Here is a 16977-nt window from a genome sequence, read left to right as displayed (position 1 = left end):
TTCATTATTCAATCTCATCACCCAGCACAGCGGAACCCGGAATTCTCGCTACGGGAGAACCAAGTCTCCCCTTCAACTAATAAAATCCGATAAAGGATTTTTCAGACACGGCTCGAGATACATTTTGAATAGAGGAGGATGTCGGATGCGATTGGAAGGAAAAAAAGTGGTCAGTTTTGTCGAAGCGGAATTTGAGGATTTGGAACTCTGGTATCCCGTGATCCGCTTGCAGGAAGAAGGGGCTCAAGTAGTCCTCGCCGGGCCGGAAGCAAACACTGTGTACAAAGGAAAATACGGGGTTCCCGCTGAAACAGACCGCGCTTTTTCCGAATTAAGCGCTGATGATTACGACGCTGTCCTCGTTCCCGGAGGATGGGCCCCCGACAAGATCCGCCGTTACCCGGAAGTGTTGCGACTGATTCAGGAGGCCGACCAAGCCGGCAAACCGATTGGTCAGATTTGCCACGCCGGATGGGTTCTGATCTCCGCCGATATCCTGCGTGGACGCAAAGTAACCTCCACCCCCGGGATCAAGGACGACATGACCAACGCAGGAGCCACTTGGGTGGATGAAGCGGTCGTCATCGACGGAAACCTCGTCTCCAGCCGCCGCCCGCCGGATCTCGCCCCTTATGCCAAAGCATTCTGCGATCTGCTCGCTTCCCGATAACCCATGGGCGGCCATAAGCCAATCCGCTGCATCGAATGCTACAAGCAGCGCCCCGGCGGCCGTTGTGACTTCTGTCCCCTCAACAAGAACAACCGACATCTGTATATGCCGATTGGAGATGGGTGGTTTGTCCGACGGGAGCCTGTTGAAAACTCCTTTCCCACAAACGGAAAAGACCATTCAAAGGAGTGAATCTCCGGCCATCGCGCGATGGCCGGCTTTTTTCCCTTTACTCCAGAAGCCCGGTATCCACAATCCTCACCGGGATATCCGGATGGAAGCGCACTTTCGGATCATCCCGACCCCATTTTTTCCACACCTTGGGATCAAAGGCGATCAGAAGCCTTTAGCAGGGACGGAATCGGAAGAGGTTCCATGCTTTGAATTAGTGTTTCCCCCCGAACGGAAGGTATGCGAATACGCCTTCCCTTCGGTATTTCCCTGCGCTTTGGGACAGGCTATGGAAGAGCCTCTGATAAGGAGTGATCCATTGTGAAAGAACGCCACCATCCTGATCCCGATACGAAAGCCTTTGAAGGACCGGAGATGGAACACGCCATGTCCGCCATTCCCGATTTACAAAAAACACGGGTAACAAAGCACTCCCATACGATCGAAGAAGATGAGTTGCCTCCTGGAGATCAGGATATCCGTCAGGTTGAAGATCCTAATCGTCCGTAGGTTCGGTCCCACCTTCGATTCCTCTTAGGGATGAAAAAACCGAACGCATCCGCGTTCGGTTTCTCTTGTTTTATACGTAAGCCGGTTCCCTGCCGACTACATGCATCAGGGGAAGAACCAGCCATCCCTTCACTTTTTGCATGCGTAGCAGGCTGGCCCCGGATCTATGTCCGCGCCTGCTGGAATCGAACACCATACTTACTCCTCATTTCGTTGGGCAACTTAAATGTATGGACTCCTAGCAGAAAGGGTGTAAAGGGATGAACGTTTTACCGTGGGTTTGGAAGTCGGCATTGATCGTTTTGTTTGGCGTGTTTCTGCTCCGTCTGGCAGGACGGAAATCAATCGCCCAAATGACTCTGGCAACCACGATTATCATGATTTCCATCGGGACTCTGCTGATCCAACCCTTGGCGGGCACAAATATATGGACAACGTTTTTCGTTGCCAGTATGTTGATATTGACGCTCATCATCCTGGAATACGCCCAAATGAAATGGGGTCTTCTAGAAACAATCATGACAGGAAAAGCTATTCCCCTCATTTCTAACGGGATGGTAAATGAAGATGAGCTAAAACGAACACGTATCACCTATGATCAATTGGAAACACGGTTACGGCAAGCCAATATCACCAAAATAGCCGATGTGAAGCATGCCACACTGGAATCCAGCGGCCAGCTCGGTTATGAATTAATGGAACATGCCAAAACCGCCACCAAAGGGGATATCGATCGTCTGATGGCTGAAATCCAAGCCTTAAAGTCTCAAGGAGTTTTTAACCCACCGATCCAACCTATCCAACCAAACCAGCCAGCCCCATCCGCTAACGAAGGGGACAACCTTTTCACAGAAGTGGAACAGGGAGGTCATTCCAACCCTGTGCCAGACCATCAACAGTAAGCATGAGACCACATAAGCGAACTGGTAAATATAGGTCTACAGCGACATAATGAAGCCTATTTTTTTAGGGTGTGTCTTAGGCGGAACCCCCCCGGGGCGGTATGGCCGTCTTCGTTTTGTTGCAAAAAGCGGGGAGCGAAGTGACCTAGGCGAAACTTGTGCTCTGTGAGTGCAAAGGCTCTCCGCCAGCCGCACCACCCCTCCCTTTTCGCGGAAAAAATTGAATTACCAGACACGCCATCCATCTGACTGTTCTCCTCTTTTTCCACACCCAACACCCCTTCTTGAAACTTTCGGGATACCTTATGCACCGCCCGACCAATGGGGGCCCTATCCCTTTGGTTTCAACATTGTTTCTAAATTGGAAGAACGGAAGTTTTCTTATACCTTTTTCAATTTTCCCCATGGTCATAACCTCCTGTCAAAGACCGTTGTTAAACATATGCTGATTTTTACCATTTTTACAGGCGATCGTCCCTTTCCGAACTTTCCTTTTGCTCATACAAATGAAAGGGAAAGCTGAAAGGGGGAAACCAACATGGGTTATGGCGGCTATGGTTTCGGACATGGCTTTGGCCTGCGCCGGTTACTGATCTTCCTGTTGGTCATTGCAACGATCTTCGCCTTAGTGGTAGATGGTTGGGGCGGCAAAGGTTTCGTCGGTCCTGTCTGTTGATCTCCAAAACAAATAAAGCCCCTGAGGGGCTTTATTTGTTTCGTTCCTCTCTGCGGCGCCGTCCTATCAATCCCAGCAATCCCAACAATCCCAGCCAACCCCATCCGGTACCACGGTCCGGATCGGTGGCGGCCACTGTACGGGGGGGATAACCGGTGGTCCGGTCCACCCGTTGGTCTGGTCGACCGGCAGGGTCGATCATCCGATCACCACGCCAGCCAGTACGGTCCAACCGTTGATCGTCTCTGACGGTGCGGTCTAATGGTCGATCCATCCTGCCGGCACGGTCAACCTCATCGTCATCCACCGCAATCGCTTGTACCAAATCGATCGGTACCGCCGTTACCAACGATGTACTGAGTAATGCCACTGAAAACAAGCTCATCATCGCTTTTTTCATGTCTTATTTTTTCCTCCTTCGATCAGAGCGGGGTTTCTTTTTGGTTATCGAAAAAAAGGAATCCCGCCATCCTTTAGGTACGACTAACTGGTGTACAGGAAGTAGCTTTTCGATTTATTACGCCGTTTATGCAAAAAGCTGCCGTTTGGTATCGGTAATTTTTTCAATCCTGCTGCGCTCTACCGTGGTAAATATACCGACCTCGTTTTGGAACCGTCTCCGATTCAAATCCGTTGGCCAATCGCTTCAATTGATTCGCCAGCTCCTCGCCGCTCATCGGAGTTCCATGGCCGGTGACGGCCATCATGGGATTCAGCTCAGCTAATCGCTTCACCGAGTCCCCTGCCGCTCTCCAATCAATGGTAAAATATGCCGGCGGACCGTGCATTTCCTGATGCTGGGTCCATACAGACCAGATGGATTCTTGTTTGACGGTGGTAAAAGCGTCCCCCGCGATCAACACACGATCCGAATCCCTGAAAAGAGAAATGTGTCCCGGAGTATGCCCTGGTGTATGGATCCAACGCCACTCCGGCATAAATGGAACACTGCCATCCGCAGGAAGCGGATGGACCCGGGAGCCCAGGTTTAATCCTTTTCTTGGGTACAATGGGGACAGACGGGCCATCCATCCGCCGCCTACAGTGGGATCGGCAGGCGGGTAATCCGACTCCCCGTTCAGATAAGGCAATTCTTTCTCATGAGCATAGATGGGAACCTCCCATTCCCGTGACAAATGATCCAAGGCTCCCACATGATCAAAATGTCCATGGGTTAACACGATAGCCTTGGGTCTGCCTACAAAACACCGCTTTGCCTGTTCATGAATACGAGCGCCGGAATAAGGCAGCCCCGCATCCACCAACAGCCAATCGTCTGTCCCTTTTTCCATCCGACCCAAAAAGCAAACATTGACCATGAGGATACGAAAGCTGTAGGTGGCCGGAGCCGCTTTCATCAACGGTTGGCCAATCCTGCCGCTCTGTTGCTGAAGCACTTCTGTCGTCAAAGCTGCTACCCTCCTTCCAGATCCTCTCTATCCACCACCCGCTTCCAGATGGAAGCGGCCATGGGAGAGGACCAATGGTCAGGTGGTAATCTTTCTTAACGTGATCAAAAACATACAAATGCTTTTCATCTTTCCGTGACACACTACATAGCGAGACCAGGAGCGAATGCGACTTGGCGAGACTTGTGCTAGGGTCTGTCTGGTAATTCAATTTTCCGCAAGAACAAGAGAGGGTCGGTATGGCTGGCGGAGAGCCTTTGCGCTTTTTGCAACGAAACGAAGACAGCCATACCGACCGGGATCTCGCCCTACGGATTGTTCAGACACGCCTTAATAAGTACATGCGAGACCAGGAGCAAATGCGACCTGGCCGAGATTTTGTATAAGTGTGTAAAAAAATGGAAAGGTGGTTATTAGATGCGCTGGTTCGCCTTTATCCTTTCTGTAACCCTTACAGGATTGGCTTCGCTGTCGGGATGCATGCCGGTTCCGCCGACACCCTCCCCCGAATCACAGGTGGCACCGAGCCCGCAGCCTCAGCAAGCCAAACGGACGCCCACCACTCCCGGCGAACGCGAGATCGCCCAACTGCCCACGCTCCAGGGGGGAGCGGAATACTGGGTTCGCAAACCTCGTCCCGTCTCCAACGACATTCTGCAAAAGAGATATCCGAACATCTTTGCGCTGGCGGGTCCTTCCCATAAAAATCAAGTGGCCCTCACATTTGACGATGGACCGGACTCCAAATTTACCCCGCAAGTATTGGATGTGCTGAAAAAACACAACGTCCCGGCAACCTTTTTTGTAGTGGGAGCAAGGGCCCGAGCGCTACCGGAGGTCACACGCCGCATGGAAAATGAAAACCATGTGATCGGAAACCACACCTACTGGCATCCCAACCTTCCTAAAGAAAGCATGGAACGAATGGATTGGGAAGTACGCGAAACCGAGAGAGCCATCCGCACGATCACCGGCAAACGGACCACCTTGTTCCGTGCTCCTTATGGAGAACTGGCCCCGGAACGAGTGGAACGATTGGGGGATATGGGCTATTCGGTCATTGGATGGTCGGTGGATTCCCTGGATTGGCGGCAGTTGCCGACGGAAGAGATCATCAACAATGTATTGAGCAACACTCATCCCGGATCCATTATTCTGTTTCACAGCGGCGGGCACTGGACCCAGGATCTTTCCACCATGGTGGAAGCATTGGATAGGATCATTCCCCGCCTGAAAGCAGACGGGATCCGGTTCGTCACTGTTCCCGAGTTGCTTCGCCGATAACAGAAAAAAGATCGGTTCGATTTGTCGAACCGATCTTTTTTCATCACCCTATTTAACGATCCTCTGATAAAAAGCCCCGTTGATTAATAATTCCTGTTGCAATGATCCGGGCAAGGTGTTCCCGAAATGCGTCAGAGTGCAGGATCGTATTTTTATTGGAACAGATAAAAAGACCCTCCAGATGAATAGCCAAGCATGGGCTGTTTTCCAACAAGGGCAACCCGAAATCTCGGTGCTCGGTGTCGTTCCGCTTGCCTCCGTCCACAATCCCGTATTCCATCCGTAACTGACAGGCCACATCGTTATGCAACAACGCTTGCAACCGTCGATTAAGCCCTGTCGCCATCACACTTACATAACTCGTAAAACTGGAATAATCACGCAAATCCCGACAGTCGATGTGAAGACAGATACACATTTCCGACCGGTGTTGAACAACCTCCTCCAATCGTCTCCGCCAACTTTTGATGCCCTCATCCCAACGGGTCAGAGCGGAAATCAAGCCCGGTTCTCGATTCACCAACTCACAAACCCGCTTGCAGACGGTCAGACTGTAGTCCGGCTCAGAAAGGCGCCCCGAGGAATGGACTCCATCGTCCCGGATCCCTGAACCGGGATCGATGCTGATGCGCACCTTTTACCACCTCCATGTCCAAACACTACCCTCTTTTTCCTTCCGACACCCAATCCAAACCCTTAATTTTCAACCAGTTGGTTACAAAAAACGGCGCGCCACTCACTGTAGCGCGCCCTTCAATCAAGTGCCCGTCAGGTTCACGTCGCTTCCGTTTTTCATTCTCGGTCGATACTGTCGGTGTCTGATCATTACGCAGGGTGAGATTCCAGGTCGGTATAGGCCCTAGTCTTCTTTGGTCAATTCCAGAAACTGATCCAGATCCGCTTTCACCAAGTCAACCGCTCCTTGCCAAAACTGCGGTTTGGTTAAATCCACTCCTAAGTGTTTATGAGCGAGATCCTCCACAGTCATGCGGCCGGTGTCCCGCAAAAGGTCGACATACTTTTGGGCAAAGGCCGGACCCTGTTGCTTGGCGAGTCCATAGATCCCTGTGCTGAATAAATACCCGAAGGTATACGGAAAGTTGTAGAACGGGACGCCCGTAATATAAAAGTGGAGCTTGGAGGCCCAGAAATAGGGATGATACTCATCCAGCCCATCACAAAAGGCTTCTTTCTCGGCTTGCACAATCAATTCCTTCAACCGGTCGACAGAAACCAATCCCTTCCGCCTCTCCTCGTAAAAACGCGTCTCAAACAGAAAGCGGGCGTGGATATCCATAAAAAAGGCGACAGCCCGCTGCACCTTATCTTCCAGTAACGAAATCTTTTGTTCCCGGGTGGCCGCATTTTTAATCGAGGCATCCGCTACGATGGATTCGGCAAAGGTGGAAGCGGTCTCGGCCACATTCATCGCATACCGTTGCACCATTTGAGGCAGATCGTTCATCACATGCTGGTGGTATGCATGGCCCAGCTCATGAGCCAGTGTGGCCACATTGGAAGCCGAACCGGCAAAAGTCATAAAAATACGGGATTGGGAACTCTCAGGGAAGTTGGTACAAAATCCGCCGGGACGCTTTCCGGGGCGGTCTTCCGCTTCGATCCACTTCTCCGTAAACGCTTTGCGGGCAAAAGCGGCCATACGGGGGTCAAAATCCTTAAAGTGTTCCATGATGAAATCGGCCGCTTCATCATATCCAACCGTGGCGTCACTGTAAGCCAAAGGGGCGTACACATCATACCAACTTAACTTAGAAACACCCAAGAGGGAAGCTTTTCGCTCAAAAAAACGGAGGAAGTTCCGCTTGTTGCGGCTGATTACTTCCCACATGGTTGTCAGCGTCTGTTCCGACATGCGGTTGATGTCGAGAGGCTCCTTTAACACCGAATCCCAGCCGCGATGACGATACAGGTTAAGCCGGAATCCTCCCAGATGGTTCAGGCAGGAAGCGAGTAACTCAGACTCCCGCTCCCACGCTTCATTCATCCGGTGAAAAACGGCTTGGCGTACCTCGCGCTTTGGGCTGGACAGTTTATTGGCTGCCTGCCCCACGGACAGTTCCTTGATTTCTTCTCCTTCTTTAAAGGGAACCGTCATCCGTCCCACAATCGCATTATACAAATCACTCCATGCGTGATACCCGTCCACAGACAAGTCCCCCGCCAAGCTTTCCTGCTCAGATGGCAGTTTCTCCGCCGCTCGACGGCGACGTTCATCCAACGGGAAAGCCAGCGGTTGCAAGCGTGGATCCCGCAACAGACGGTTCCAGCTGTCCTGATCCATCTCTTTGATTAATCGGTCCAGGTTGTTCATACTCGCCTGAAAGGCTGCTCCCAACTGGGACAACCGTCCCCGCAAGATTTTGGCCTTCTCGTCTTTCACATCCTGGGAGACCAGGCACACGATAAAAGCACTCGCCTGCCCCAGACGACTGGATAAGTCTTGGACGGTCTCAGTGATGGTATACCAACGATCGAAATCGTTTGAGGCTTGTTTATCCAATTGATTCATCTTTTTCGTAAAAGCTTCTACATCCTCCTCCAAGCGCTCCAAATAACGCTGGAACTCGGGAGATTGGCTCCCTCCGGGAAAGAAAACATCCAAATCCCAGGTTAAGCTGTATTTGCTTCCCATGATCTCACCCTTTATTTCTGTAATCGAATCAACAACTTCATTATATCTTGACATTCTTCACATGGACAGGTAATTTTCTACAGTCGCCGAAGGCTTCTGGTGAATCGAAATCTGAGGCCTCTTTTTTGTTGATAGATATTTACTCGCCGATGGAGATCTGCATTCATCATTCGAGTAGCGATGTACGATGATTCAATCTGCTCCCGCCACCCATCAGGAAATATGAGCGCGAGTTCAGAATAAAATTTGATGAACAACAAACCAACGGGGCAGGTTGCCCCGTTGGTTTGTTGTTCATCAAGTCTATACAGCCGCTTTGGCCTTTTGATATTCCTTTTCCCGTTCCGCTTCCACCCGGATCTGTTTGTCCAGGCTTCGTACGTAGTCGGCATACGTGATATTGTGCGCCGTTACCATCGCACGTTCAATCGTCGGTGAAACTTTCTGGTCAGAAATAAGAAAACCTCTCCTTTCAGAATCGCTATTCAGGATATCATGGTCACCTGAAAGGAGCAAATCCTTTCCAGCAGGATCATTGCGATCCTCACCGGTCCAGCTTTCCTTAAGGGAAGTTAGTTCCTCCCGTTCTCTACATTAGGACGAAATGCTTCACCAAAGTGATTGACATGGACGATTTCTTCCAAAGGCAGGCGGTCACAGCGAGGAAGATCAAAGTCTCCCTCCGCCCCCAGCGTGATCATGATGGCGGGAAAGAGATGCTCCGGCAATCCGGTCACTTTTTTGACCGCTTCCGGATCGAAGCCGATCATGGGACAAGTGGCCAGTCCCATGTCGTTGGCGGCAATCATCAAACTCATGGCTGCCAGTGACGCACTGCGCAGCGCTTCGTCATACGCCTTTTGAGGGTTGTTGGCATAGGTGTCGTGCATCATCCCGGCTTGAGTCTCCACTTTCTCGGCACCGTTTTCGCCGTAAAAGCCTTTATCCGCAAATTCCCTTGCCACACGGTCAGCCCGCTTATATGCCTGTAAGTCACCGCAAATCACGATGGCAACTGAAGCTTGTTCCACTTTTTCCTGATTGAGGGAGGCCTGTCGCAGTCTCTTTTTCTGTTCGGGATCACGGACGACGATGATCTGATAGTGCTGAAAATTCCAGGCGGACGGAGCCAGGGTTGTCAGCTCCAGCAATTCTTGTAATTGTGCATCGCTAACCTTGTAATTCGGGTCAAACACTTTAACAGACCGGCGCGTACGAATCGCTTCTTTGGTTTCCATCGTATTTTCCCTCCCAATAAACAAGGATGTTGTTGTCAGACAACATCCTTGTTCCACCGATCACCCATAGCAAAACGAGCGTTTCAATGAACAGTCGATTCACCGCCAGTAAACTCCTGAAGGGCTTCCTGCAGGAGGGTAACCGTCTGGGACATGGCCATACCGCCGCCAAAAGCACCCGCAACCGCCGCCGCCTCCAGCACTTCCTGCTGTTTCGCCCCTTGATCGACCGCTTCTTTGGTATGGTAGATGATACAAAACTCATCATTGGTCAGGCAGCCCAGGGCAATGCCGATCAAGTGCTTCTGTTTGACGGAGAGCTCGCCTTTTTTAAAACATGCTTGGGTAAAACGGTTATATTCCCGGGCCACTTGGGGTAAGTGTTTTTCCAATGCGCTCACGCCGGCTTTATATTCCTCAAGCGCCTCTTGAATCATGGATCCTTCCATGTAAAGATCCTCCTATCCAGGGTTGGTCCGTTTGTATGCTCTCCATCCCCTGGAAAATAATGCGTCCCTTTTCAATGGACCGGGATCAATCGATGGTTAATACAATTTTTCCTATATTGCGGTTTTCCTCCATATAGCGGTGGGCATCTGAAACGTTCTTCCAAGAAAAGGTGCGATCGATCACCGGTTTCAGCTTGCCTTCCTGAAACAATGGCAAGGCGCGGAGAGCAAACTCCCGGGTCAAATCCGCTTTGTATTGGGGACTGCGCGAGCGTAAAGTGGTTGCTTTCAAATGAATTCGCTTGGCCATCAGACTTCGCAAGTCCACCTCCTTCACCCGTGTGCCGCCCAAGGTGCTGATCAGGATCCAGCGGCCATCGACAGCCAGGGAATTCAGGTTCTGCTCCCAATAAGAAGCGCCGACAAAATCCAGCACCACATCGGCCCCTTTCCCCTCTGTCGCCTCTTGGATGCCGGGAGCAAACGGGCCGGACTTGTAGTCCAGTGCAACCTGTGCCCCGAGATTGCGACAGGTGTTCCGTTTTTCTTCCGAACCGGCAGTCACGATGACAAATGCTCCCGCCTGCTTGGCCAGCTGGATCGCAGCCGTCCCCACACCGCTGGCACCGGCATGGATCAATACCCGCTCACCCCGCTTTAGATCGCCCAGCCAAAACAACCCTTGATATGCGGTAAGAAAGACTTCAGCGATGGCTGCTCCTTCCTCAAAGCTGAATCCCCTGGGAATCTTCATGGCCAAATCTCCCGGAATAACGGCATACTCGGCATAACCGCCACCGGGCAACAATCCGAAAACGGGATCACCCGGCTGCCAACCTCGGCACTCCGATCCCACCTCCACCACTTCACCCGCCATCTCCAGCCCCAGGATCGGGCTGGCTCCCGGCGGCGGCGGGTACTTACCCTGTCGCTGCCACACATCCGCCCGGTTTAGAGCCGTCGCTTTCACCTTAACCAACAGCTCTCGGTCCGCATGGCGCGGAACCGGCGCTTCCCCCAGACTCAGCTGCTCCGGCCCGCCCGGCTCCCTTACGATTACCGCTCGCATCACTTACCCTCCTCTTGTAGAATCGTTTTTCCGTCAGCGGCGAAAAACAGCCCGAACGATCTAGGCCGTGTCTGAACAATCCGCAGGGCGACATCCCGGGTTACGGCTGTCCTCGTTTCGTTGCAAAAAACGGCATAGCGAAACCGGGAACGAAGTGACCCAGGCGAGACTTGTACTCTGTGAGTACAAAGGCTCGCGCCATACAACCCTCCCTTTTTCTCACGGAAAAATGAATGACCAGACAAGGCCCTGGCAGGAGATTCATTTACGCTGCATGGTAGGAAATAGAATCCACCAACCGATGATAAGCTTCTTCCCACCGTTCCTCTGACACCAGCCGTTCAGACTCTTCCCAGCCCGCTTCATCGACATGGTTGGCATATTCCCGCAACCGCTGAAACGACTCCACCGCCCGCCGCCATTCTCCCTCTTCCACGAAAAAGAGAGACTGCTGATGAATGGCATAGCACAGGCCTGGCCCCACCAGGTTACGCCCATCCTCCGGGGGCATCTCGCAAAAACGTTCCTCTTCCCGCCGGATCCAATCCTGAAGCTCCCGGTGAGCGGTTTCGTGTTTTCCCAATCGGTAACGATAGTAGATTAAGTATACTTCCAAGTGGGGTCGGCTCATCATGTAATTCATCGATTCCGGAAACTGGGCCAACCCTTCCTCCATGCGCTCCTCCGCTTCCGTAAACCGTTCCCGTTCTGCATCCAGTTCCGCCATTTCCACCAAGCTGCGCACATAGGCGAAGTGCCGATTTTCGTTCTCCTGCGGCCCCTCGGCTGCAATCGTTTCAAACAGCCGGTAAGCCAGCTCCTTTTCTCCTCGTTGCAATAAGGTAACCGCGATCAACATCCGTACGTTGAGATCGTCAAATTCATGAAAAGTGGTATTGGGCAAGAGATGGGCAACCCGTTCCCGGGCCCTCTCTTTCAGCGCTTCCATTTCCGTCAAAACGAACCCCCCTCATGCTAACCCACTCATGGCGGTCTGTCGTGACTATTGTACCATGTTGGCCGGTATGAATAAGACACCCGTCCAGGGTGTCTCAAAGTGCTGACAAACAACCGCCACACTTATCCTTTACATGGATGGGCAGACCGCCCCGTCTCCTTACAAGCGCTTCAGTTCATCACTATAAGAGCGGGGTTCGTCTCCGCCTTTTGTCAACCCTTCTTCAACAGCGCGCATGCGTTTCCGCTGTTTGACGGGCGGTGCTTTAGGCAGGGAGCGGGTCTCCTGCACCAGATGGTCGTTGTGTTCTTCCCGTATAAATCGCTTATCCTCAGACATCCCGATCACCTCGATTCTAGACTGCGATTCAGCCGTTCCGATTATTCCCTGACACTCCCTTTTTGGACAATCCAGCATGTTTGTCCGGTTTGTGGACTATCCATATAAGGGGAGATCCACCCGGATTTCGGACTCCATGGACGAGGCTGAACGCTTGTGGTAGGGTGAAAGGGCATTTTCCATTGCGCAATTCGATTTGGAAAGGAACGAAACCCAACCCATGTGGTTTGCTTGGGCACTCTTTAGTTCAATCACGTTCGGGATGTCCGGTTTCCTCATGAAAGTTAGTTCTTCTCAGCGGGGATCGGTGGTTCATACGCTGTGGGCACTCTATTTGACAGGCACCATCGGGTTTGCTTGGTGGGTGTGGGCTTTGGGGGAGTTTCGCATCGATGCGGCTGTCCTGCTCGGCGGGTTCATCATTGGACTGGGTTCCGCGGGCGGAAACTGGCTGTTTATGCTGGCATTGGAGAGAGGACCTGCCAGCCTCACTTCCCCTCTGGTCAATACCAACATCCTCTTGGTCATCCTCTTTTCCATCCTGTTTTACGGAGAACGGCTCTCCTGGATGGAAGGAATCGGGGTGACACTGTTGGTGGCGGCGGTTTTCCTGATTCCGGTGGATCCCGATGAGAAACTGGCAATCAAAAACCGCCGATGGTACGCTCTCGTCATTGCCGCAACCCTGCTTTTCACTTTTCGAAACGGCGGGCTGAAGGTAACGGATGAAGCCGGAATGGCCGGTGAAATGATCCTTTTTTACGGTTATCTGTTTAGTTTGCTCTGGATGTCGGTAGAAATTTGGCGCCGCCGGAGCGTCTCACAGACAGACAACCCCGGCCACTCCTCCGCTGGCATCAAAAAAGGATTGGTATGGGGAGGGGTCGCCGGAATCTTTTCATTTGCGGGAATGCAACTGTACACGATTGCCTTGATCGAGGGACCCGCCAGCATCGTTGCCCCACTTTTTTCCACCAACAGCTTAGTGGTCGCTCTCCTGTCCATCTTGTTTTTCCGGGAGCGTCTTTCTCAGATTCAAACCCTGTCCCTTTTGCTTCTGTTTACCGGTCTGGTATTGACCCGATTGTGACAGAAAACCGCTGGATCATCCCGAGAGGAGGAATTTTCAACGATGAACCAACCCGCCCCTGATCTCTGTCTGAAAACCCTGACGGGAGAAACGGTCTGTCTCCGTCATCTGCACGGCTGCACCGTCATCCTTTCTTTTTGGGTAACTTGGTGTCCGTCATGCCAAGAAGATTTACCCGCAAAAGATCGCTTTTACCGTGCGCTGCCCCCGGAATCTCCTCTAAGGGTTTACAGTGTCAATGTGACGGGACGGGAAGCAGAGCCCGGCAAGGTGGAACCCTTCGTCCGCCAGTACGGACTGGCCCTACCCGTGCTGGTCGACAAAGGGAGAAGCGCTTACGATGCTTTTGGTCTTACCTCGGTACCATCCACCGTCCTCATCGACCCGAGAGGAAACGTTCGTGGAATCTACGACGAAACCGTCCCTTTTATGGATGTGGTGGCAAAAGTGGGTAAATGGTTGGACTGATCGGGTTGCGACACTTCCCCGGGAATGGATCACCCCTGATCGGCTTCCGCAATCGAAGCGGAGGATCCTACACCATGCGAGGTGGTTCTCATCAATTGGTTAGAAGCATGGGTACTGGGCATCATCCAGGGGTTGACAGAGTTTTTACCCATCAGCAGTACCGGTCATCTGTATTTGGGAAGGCATCTGTTTGGTTTGGATGAAGCGGGAATGTTTTTGGATACGGTTCTCCACTTGGGAACCCTGCTGGCTGTGCTGGCTGTCTACTGGCGCGAACTGTGGCAAGTGGCCCGCCGTCCCTTCGGTCACTTGGGCCGCCTGTTGATTATGGGCACCATCCCCACGGCGATCATCGGATTGACATTTAAAGATTTCTTCGAAGAAATCTCACGAACCGGTGTCACGATCGGATGGGAGTTTCTAGCTACCGGTGCAATTTTATGGTTTTCTGACCGAATAAAAGACCGGGGTTATAAACAGTTGGATGAGATCCGCCCCTTGGATGCGGTGGTGATTGGCACCTTTCAAGGAGCCGCCATTCTGCCGGCGATTTCCCGGTCCGGACTTACCATTGCAGCCGCATTGATGCGGGGCATCGACAAAGGCACGGCCGCCTATTTTTCTTTCTTCCTATCCATTCCCGCCATTGCCGGAGCCTGTCTGTTGCAGGGGGTGGATCTTATGACCGGTCACGCCCAGAGCATGCCGCTTTCTTCCTTGCTCCTGGCAACAGCGATGTCAGCGTTGTTCGGTTATCTGGCGGTTCGCTGGATGATTCGGCTGTTGCAACGGGGATCGCTGAAAGGGTTTGCCGTTTATGTGTGGATGCTGGGAGGCATCGTCCTCGTCTCCCAATGGACGGGAGTCTTTTAAAAGAGCCGCCTGATTGATATGATCCCCTTTAGTACTACAGTTGTACTGATAAGAGCAGGCGCAGATGTGAGAAGGGAGGGTGGTGGGATGGCTGCGATCCTTTGCGTTTTTTGCAAGAGATCGAAGACAGTCCACCAGCCCGACCAACCCACGTTCATATACACTCTTCGTACAAATGCAACTGTAGTATTAGGGCGTGTCTGATAAATATATAGGGCGAGATCCCGGGTCGGGTTGGCTGTCTCCGTTTCGTTGCAAAAAGCACAAAGGATCGCAGCCAGCCATACCGACCCTCTCTAGTTCTCGCGGAAAATTGAATGACCAAACAGGCCCTAGTGCCCCTTCTACCAGTATCGATCGTGTTTACGTGGAGGGAGGCTTGGTTTTCCGGCGGAGTCGACTCTGCCACGCATGGAGCGAAGACGGAAAACCAAGCCGACCGACTTGTCCGCGTAATGGCCATGAAAAACAGATCGAAGTTACCTGAAGGGGCACTAGGTAGACAGTGTGAAAAAAAGCCTATCGGTTATGATAGGCTCAGACACTTACCGGAGGGGTTTTTTCATAGAAACACCAACGCGACAATTACGGTAGCTGACACAATCCCTCCCATGGCGATAAAGAGGACGGTCACACCGTTTCCCTTTTCCCGCAAATGCATAAACGACGCCAGCTGCAACACCACTTGCCAAACCGCCAGCAAGAGAATCACAGTGATCGTCCACTCCTGTGACAACCACTCCGTCACCACTAGGAAAAAGGCGATCCCCGTCAGCAGAATCATCCATAGAAACGAGAGGACATACGCTCCTGCCGACGACCGGCCTTGAACTGTCCGCTGAGTTTGCGGCTTTTCCAGCTGCGCCATGTTCCACCCTCCATCCGCGGAAGTTGTAATTGCAAGAATATTATGGCGCATCCGGATGCCGTTGTCAATATCACCCAGATCAAGTGATTCCTTCAGAGCCGTTCCCTTATAGGTAATCCGGGCTGTATACGACCTCCAGTTTCAATCGAAACGGATCTTCGAAAAAAACGGCATAGGTTTCCCGCTCGGTATCAAAGTGAGCAGGACTGTTATACAGGAGAGGAATTTTCCGTTCCTTCAGGAATTTTGCAACCTCATCCACATCAGAAGCCCGTTCCGCCTGAAATGCGATGTGGTTTAATCCGGGATTCTTACGGTGGAAACCGGCACCGGCGAAACGCTTCTCACAGCGAACCAGACACAACTTCATACGGCCATTGCCAAAAAGCACCCAATCCGATTGGCGGCTTTCCTTCGCAAACCCTAAAAACGCCATCACCGGTTCATAAAATCGAAGAGCCCGCTCTAAGTCAGCCACATTGTAGTCGATGTGGGAAAAACCAACCCGAATCAAACCGTTCCCTCCCGTGTCACAATCGAACGAATCAGATGCATCGGGGACATCTCCCCTCTGGAAAACCATTCAACCAAACGCCGCTTTTCCAACAACGCAAAGGTGATTTGCTCGATCGTCTTGCCTTGTCGGTGAAGGGTGATCGTTCGATCCTGGAGATGCTCCAAAAAGTGTAACTTCTTCTCCAATGCATGCCGGCCTTCGGCAATGATGCCGGCATGGCAGCAATACACCCGCTCCACTGGTAAAGACAATACATGGCGGAGGGACTGGATCATTAATGGAACAGACTCTTCCTTCATACCGTAAGCCAGCCGTGTGGCTACAAAAAGATCTCCGCTGAACAGCCAGCCCCGTTCTTCCTCCAGCCATGCCACATGATCATGGGAATGTCCCGGTGTGATCACCGGACGGAATACATGGCGGCGAGTTCGAATCTTATCGGCCACCACCCGACCCCGTACCGCGTCCATCTGCCCCCAGATCACTCGGCGATAGAAGGGAATGTGAGAGGGACGGGCTGCCAACCTCGCCGTCTCCTTCCCCATCCAGACCGGCGCACCGTACCGTTCCGACAGGAAGGCGGCATTGCCGCTGTGATCCTCGTGATAATGGGTAAGCAGAATCTCCCACGGCGGATGGGTATCGACAAAATCGGTCACCACACTCCTGGCCCGCGGCGGACCGGTATCCAGCAATACGCCATCAACGGTGTAGAGCCATACTTGAAACGGGTGGCCCAAGAAAGAAGTACGGCATTGAAGAGCATAGATTCCTTGGTCTTCATGGATGTTCACATGGAAAGCTCCCATGGTTTTCACCGACCTCGAATGATT

The 16977-nt window shown here is 52.2% G+C and carries 21 protein-coding genes; 8 read left to right on the top strand and 13 right to left on the bottom strand.

The genetic code is table 11. The features are described 5' to 3' along the window. Nucleotides 1–145: 145 nt before the first annotated feature. The 4 genes from JOE21_RS09990 to JOE21_RS09975 all read left to right on the top strand — a co-directional run bounded on the left by JOE21_RS09990 (nt 146) and on the right by JOE21_RS09975 (nt 2929). Nucleotides 146–670, top strand: coding sequence for a type 1 glutamine amidotransferase domain-containing protein (locus JOE21_RS09990; protein ID WP_309865465.1), 525 nt, complete (start codon nt 146–148; stop codon nt 668–670). Between the two features lie 492 nt (nt 671–1162). Then, nucleotides 1163–1351 carry a hypothetical protein gene (locus JOE21_RS09985; RefSeq protein ID WP_309865463.1) on the top strand — a complete coding sequence of 63 codons (189 nt, stop codon included), beginning with the start codon at nt 1163–1165 and terminating at the stop codon, nt 1349–1351. A 260-nt stretch (nt 1352–1611) separates the two neighbouring features. Further along, a complete protein-coding gene (locus JOE21_RS09980) occupies nt 1612–2253 on the top strand; it encodes a DUF421 domain-containing protein (protein WP_309865462.1) in 642 nt (213 codons plus the stop codon). 538 nt (nt 2254–2791) lie between these two features. Then, nucleotides 2792–2929: a hypothetical protein gene (locus JOE21_RS09975; RefSeq protein WP_309865459.1), complete on the top strand. Its 138-nt coding sequence runs from the start codon at nt 2792–2794 to the stop codon at nt 2927–2929. 31 nt (nt 2930–2960) lie between these two features. Here JOE21_RS09975 and JOE21_RS09970 read toward each other — a convergent pair whose 3' ends face one another. Both JOE21_RS09970 and JOE21_RS09965 read right to left on the bottom strand, forming a co-directional pair. Then, nucleotides 2961–3329, bottom strand: a complete 369-nt coding sequence (locus JOE21_RS09970) for a WGxxGxxG family protein (protein WP_309865456.1) — start codon at nt 3327–3329, stop codon at nt 2961–2963. Nucleotides 3330–3492: 163 nt separating this feature from the next. Then, on the bottom strand, nt 3493–4338 hold the full coding sequence (locus JOE21_RS09965) for an MBL fold metallo-hydrolase (RefSeq protein WP_309865453.1): 846 nt from the start codon (nt 4336–4338) through the stop codon (nt 3493–3495). A gap of 417 nt (nt 4339–4755) precedes the next feature. On the opposite strand from JOE21_RS09965, the gene JOE21_RS09960 reads away from it, so the two are divergent. Next, nucleotides 4756–5622, top strand: a complete 867-nt coding sequence (locus tag JOE21_RS09960; RefSeq protein WP_309865451.1) for a polysaccharide deacetylase family protein — start codon at nt 4756–4758, stop codon at nt 5620–5622. Nucleotides 5623–5674: 52 nt separating this feature from the next. On the opposite strand, the gene JOE21_RS09955 is transcribed toward JOE21_RS09960, so the two are convergent. From JOE21_RS09955 to JOE21_RS09925, 8 genes are all read right to left on the bottom strand, one after another. Further along, entirely contained in the window at nt 5675–6256 is a 582-nt protein-coding gene (locus tag JOE21_RS09955) for an N-acetylmuramoyl-L-alanine amidase (protein ID WP_309865448.1), read from the bottom strand. A gap of 225 nt (nt 6257–6481) precedes the next feature. Beyond that, the gene (locus JOE21_RS09950; protein ID WP_309865445.1) at nt 6482–8275 is read right to left on the bottom strand and encodes a M3 family oligoendopeptidase; all 1794 of its coding nucleotides are present in this window, start codon (nt 8273–8275) and stop codon (nt 6482–6484) included. 303 nt (nt 8276–8578) lie between these two features. Next, nucleotides 8579–8692, bottom strand: coding sequence for a YuzK family famiily protein (locus tag JOE21_RS17910; RefSeq protein WP_510183844.1), 114 nt, complete (start codon nt 8690–8692; stop codon nt 8579–8581). Between the two features lie 155 nt (nt 8693–8847). Beyond that, nucleotides 8848–9513, bottom strand: coding sequence for a nitroreductase family protein (locus JOE21_RS09945; RefSeq protein WP_309865443.1), 666 nt, complete (start codon nt 9511–9513; stop codon nt 8848–8850). Between the two features lie 83 nt (nt 9514–9596). Further along, nucleotides 9597–9962, bottom strand: coding sequence for a carboxymuconolactone decarboxylase family protein (locus JOE21_RS09940; protein ID WP_309865440.1), 366 nt, complete (start codon nt 9960–9962; stop codon nt 9597–9599). Between the two features lie 85 nt (nt 9963–10047). After that, entirely contained in the window at nt 10048–11031 is a 984-nt protein-coding gene (locus JOE21_RS09935) for an NAD(P)H-quinone oxidoreductase (RefSeq protein ID WP_309865437.1), read from the bottom strand. 265 nt (nt 11032–11296) lie between these two features. Next, nucleotides 11297–11989: a hypothetical protein gene (locus JOE21_RS09930; protein ID WP_309865435.1), complete on the bottom strand. Its 693-nt coding sequence runs from the start codon at nt 11987–11989 to the stop codon at nt 11297–11299. A gap of 159 nt (nt 11990–12148) precedes the next feature. Next, nucleotides 12149–12328 carry a hypothetical protein gene (locus JOE21_RS09925; protein ID WP_309865433.1) on the bottom strand — a complete coding sequence of 60 codons (180 nt, stop codon included), beginning with the start codon at nt 12326–12328 and terminating at the stop codon, nt 12149–12151. A gap of 220 nt (nt 12329–12548) precedes the next feature. Here JOE21_RS09925 and JOE21_RS09920 point away from each other — a divergent pair, with 220 nt between their 5' ends. The 3 genes from JOE21_RS09920 to JOE21_RS09910 all read left to right on the top strand — a co-directional run bounded on the left by JOE21_RS09920 (nt 12549) and on the right by JOE21_RS09910 (nt 14759). Continuing rightward, nucleotides 12549–13418, top strand: coding sequence for an EamA family transporter (locus tag JOE21_RS09920; RefSeq protein WP_309865429.1), 870 nt, complete (start codon nt 12549–12551; stop codon nt 13416–13418). Nucleotides 13419–13460: 42 nt separating this feature from the next. Next, nucleotides 13461–13886, top strand: a complete 426-nt coding sequence (locus JOE21_RS09915; RefSeq protein ID WP_309865428.1) for a TlpA family protein disulfide reductase — start codon at nt 13461–13463, stop codon at nt 13884–13886. A 90-nt stretch (nt 13887–13976) separates the two neighbouring features. After that, the gene (locus JOE21_RS09910) at nt 13977–14759 is read left to right on the top strand and encodes an undecaprenyl-diphosphate phosphatase (RefSeq protein ID WP_309866069.1); all 783 of its coding nucleotides are present in this window, start codon (nt 13977–13979) and stop codon (nt 14757–14759) included. Between the two features lie 562 nt (nt 14760–15321). Here the strand turns inward: JOE21_RS09910 and JOE21_RS09905 are convergent. The 3 genes from JOE21_RS09905 to JOE21_RS09895 form a co-directional block, all read right to left on the bottom strand. Next, nucleotides 15322–15627 carry a cytochrome C oxidase subunit IV family protein gene (locus JOE21_RS09905; protein ID WP_309865425.1) on the bottom strand — a complete coding sequence of 102 codons (306 nt, stop codon included), beginning with the start codon at nt 15625–15627 and terminating at the stop codon, nt 15322–15324. A 106-nt stretch (nt 15628–15733) separates the two neighbouring features. Then, nucleotides 15734–16141, bottom strand: a complete 408-nt coding sequence (locus JOE21_RS09900; RefSeq protein ID WP_309865423.1) for a VOC family protein — start codon at nt 16139–16141, stop codon at nt 15734–15736. Then, nucleotides 16138–16938, bottom strand: a complete 801-nt coding sequence (locus tag JOE21_RS09895; RefSeq protein ID WP_309865421.1) for an MBL fold metallo-hydrolase — start codon at nt 16936–16938, stop codon at nt 16138–16140. The genes JOE21_RS09900 and JOE21_RS09895 overlap by 4 nt, the downstream gene beginning before the upstream one ends. Nucleotides 16939–16977: the final 39 nt, after the last annotated feature.

It is taken from the genome of Desmospora profundinema (assembly GCF_031454155.1).
Lineage (GTDB): Bacteria > Bacillota > Bacilli > Thermoactinomycetales > DSM-45169 > Desmospora > Desmospora profundinema.
Note: the sequence above shows the minus strand (reverse complement) of the source record. Positions and strands in the feature narration are given on the sequence as shown.

Coding starts and splice junctions, on each gene's coding strand:
- JOE21_RS09990 (WP_309865465.1), top strand. CDS start 146: ATGCGATTGGAAGGAAAAAAAGTGGTCAGTTTTGTCGAAGCGGAATTT.
- JOE21_RS09980 (WP_309865462.1), top strand. CDS start 1,612: ATGAACGTTTTACCGTGGGTTTGGAAGTCGGCATTGATCGTTTTGTTT.
- JOE21_RS09915 (WP_309865428.1), top strand. CDS start 13,461: ATGAACCAACCCGCCCCTGATCTCTGTCTGAAAACCCTGACGGGAGAA.
- JOE21_RS09960 (WP_309865451.1), top strand. CDS start 4,756: ATGCGCTGGTTCGCCTTTATCCTTTCTGTAACCCTTACAGGATTGGCT.
- JOE21_RS09925 (WP_309865433.1), bottom strand. CDS start 12,328: ATGTCTGAGGATAAGCGATTTATACGGGAAGAACACAACGACCATCTG.
- JOE21_RS09920 (WP_309865429.1), top strand. CDS start 12,549: ATGTGGTTTGCTTGGGCACTCTTTAGTTCAATCACGTTCGGGATGTCC.
- JOE21_RS09950 (WP_309865445.1), bottom strand. CDS start 8,275: ATGGGAAGCAAATACAGCTTAACCTGGGATTTGGATGTTTTCTTTCCC.
- JOE21_RS09940 (WP_309865440.1), bottom strand. CDS start 9,962: ATGGAAGGATCCATGATTCAAGAGGCGCTTGAGGAATATAAAGCCGGC.
- JOE21_RS09975 (WP_309865459.1), top strand. CDS start 2,792: ATGGGTTATGGCGGCTATGGTTTCGGACATGGCTTTGGCCTGCGCCGG.
- JOE21_RS09970 (WP_309865456.1), bottom strand. CDS start 3,329: ATGAAAAAAGCGATGATGAGCTTGTTTTCAGTGGCATTACTCAGTACA.
- JOE21_RS17910 (WP_510183844.1), bottom strand. CDS start 8,692: ATGGTAACGGCGCACAATATCACGTATGCCGACTACGTACGAAGCCTG.
- JOE21_RS09935 (WP_309865437.1), bottom strand. CDS start 11,031: ATGCGAGCGGTAATCGTAAGGGAGCCGGGCGGGCCGGAGCAGCTGAGT.
- JOE21_RS09905 (WP_309865425.1), bottom strand. CDS start 15,627: ATGGCGCAGCTGGAAAAGCCGCAAACTCAGCGGACAGTTCAAGGCCGG.
- JOE21_RS09945 (WP_309865443.1), bottom strand. CDS start 9,513: ATGGAAACCAAAGAAGCGATTCGTACGCGCCGGTCTGTTAAAGTGTTT.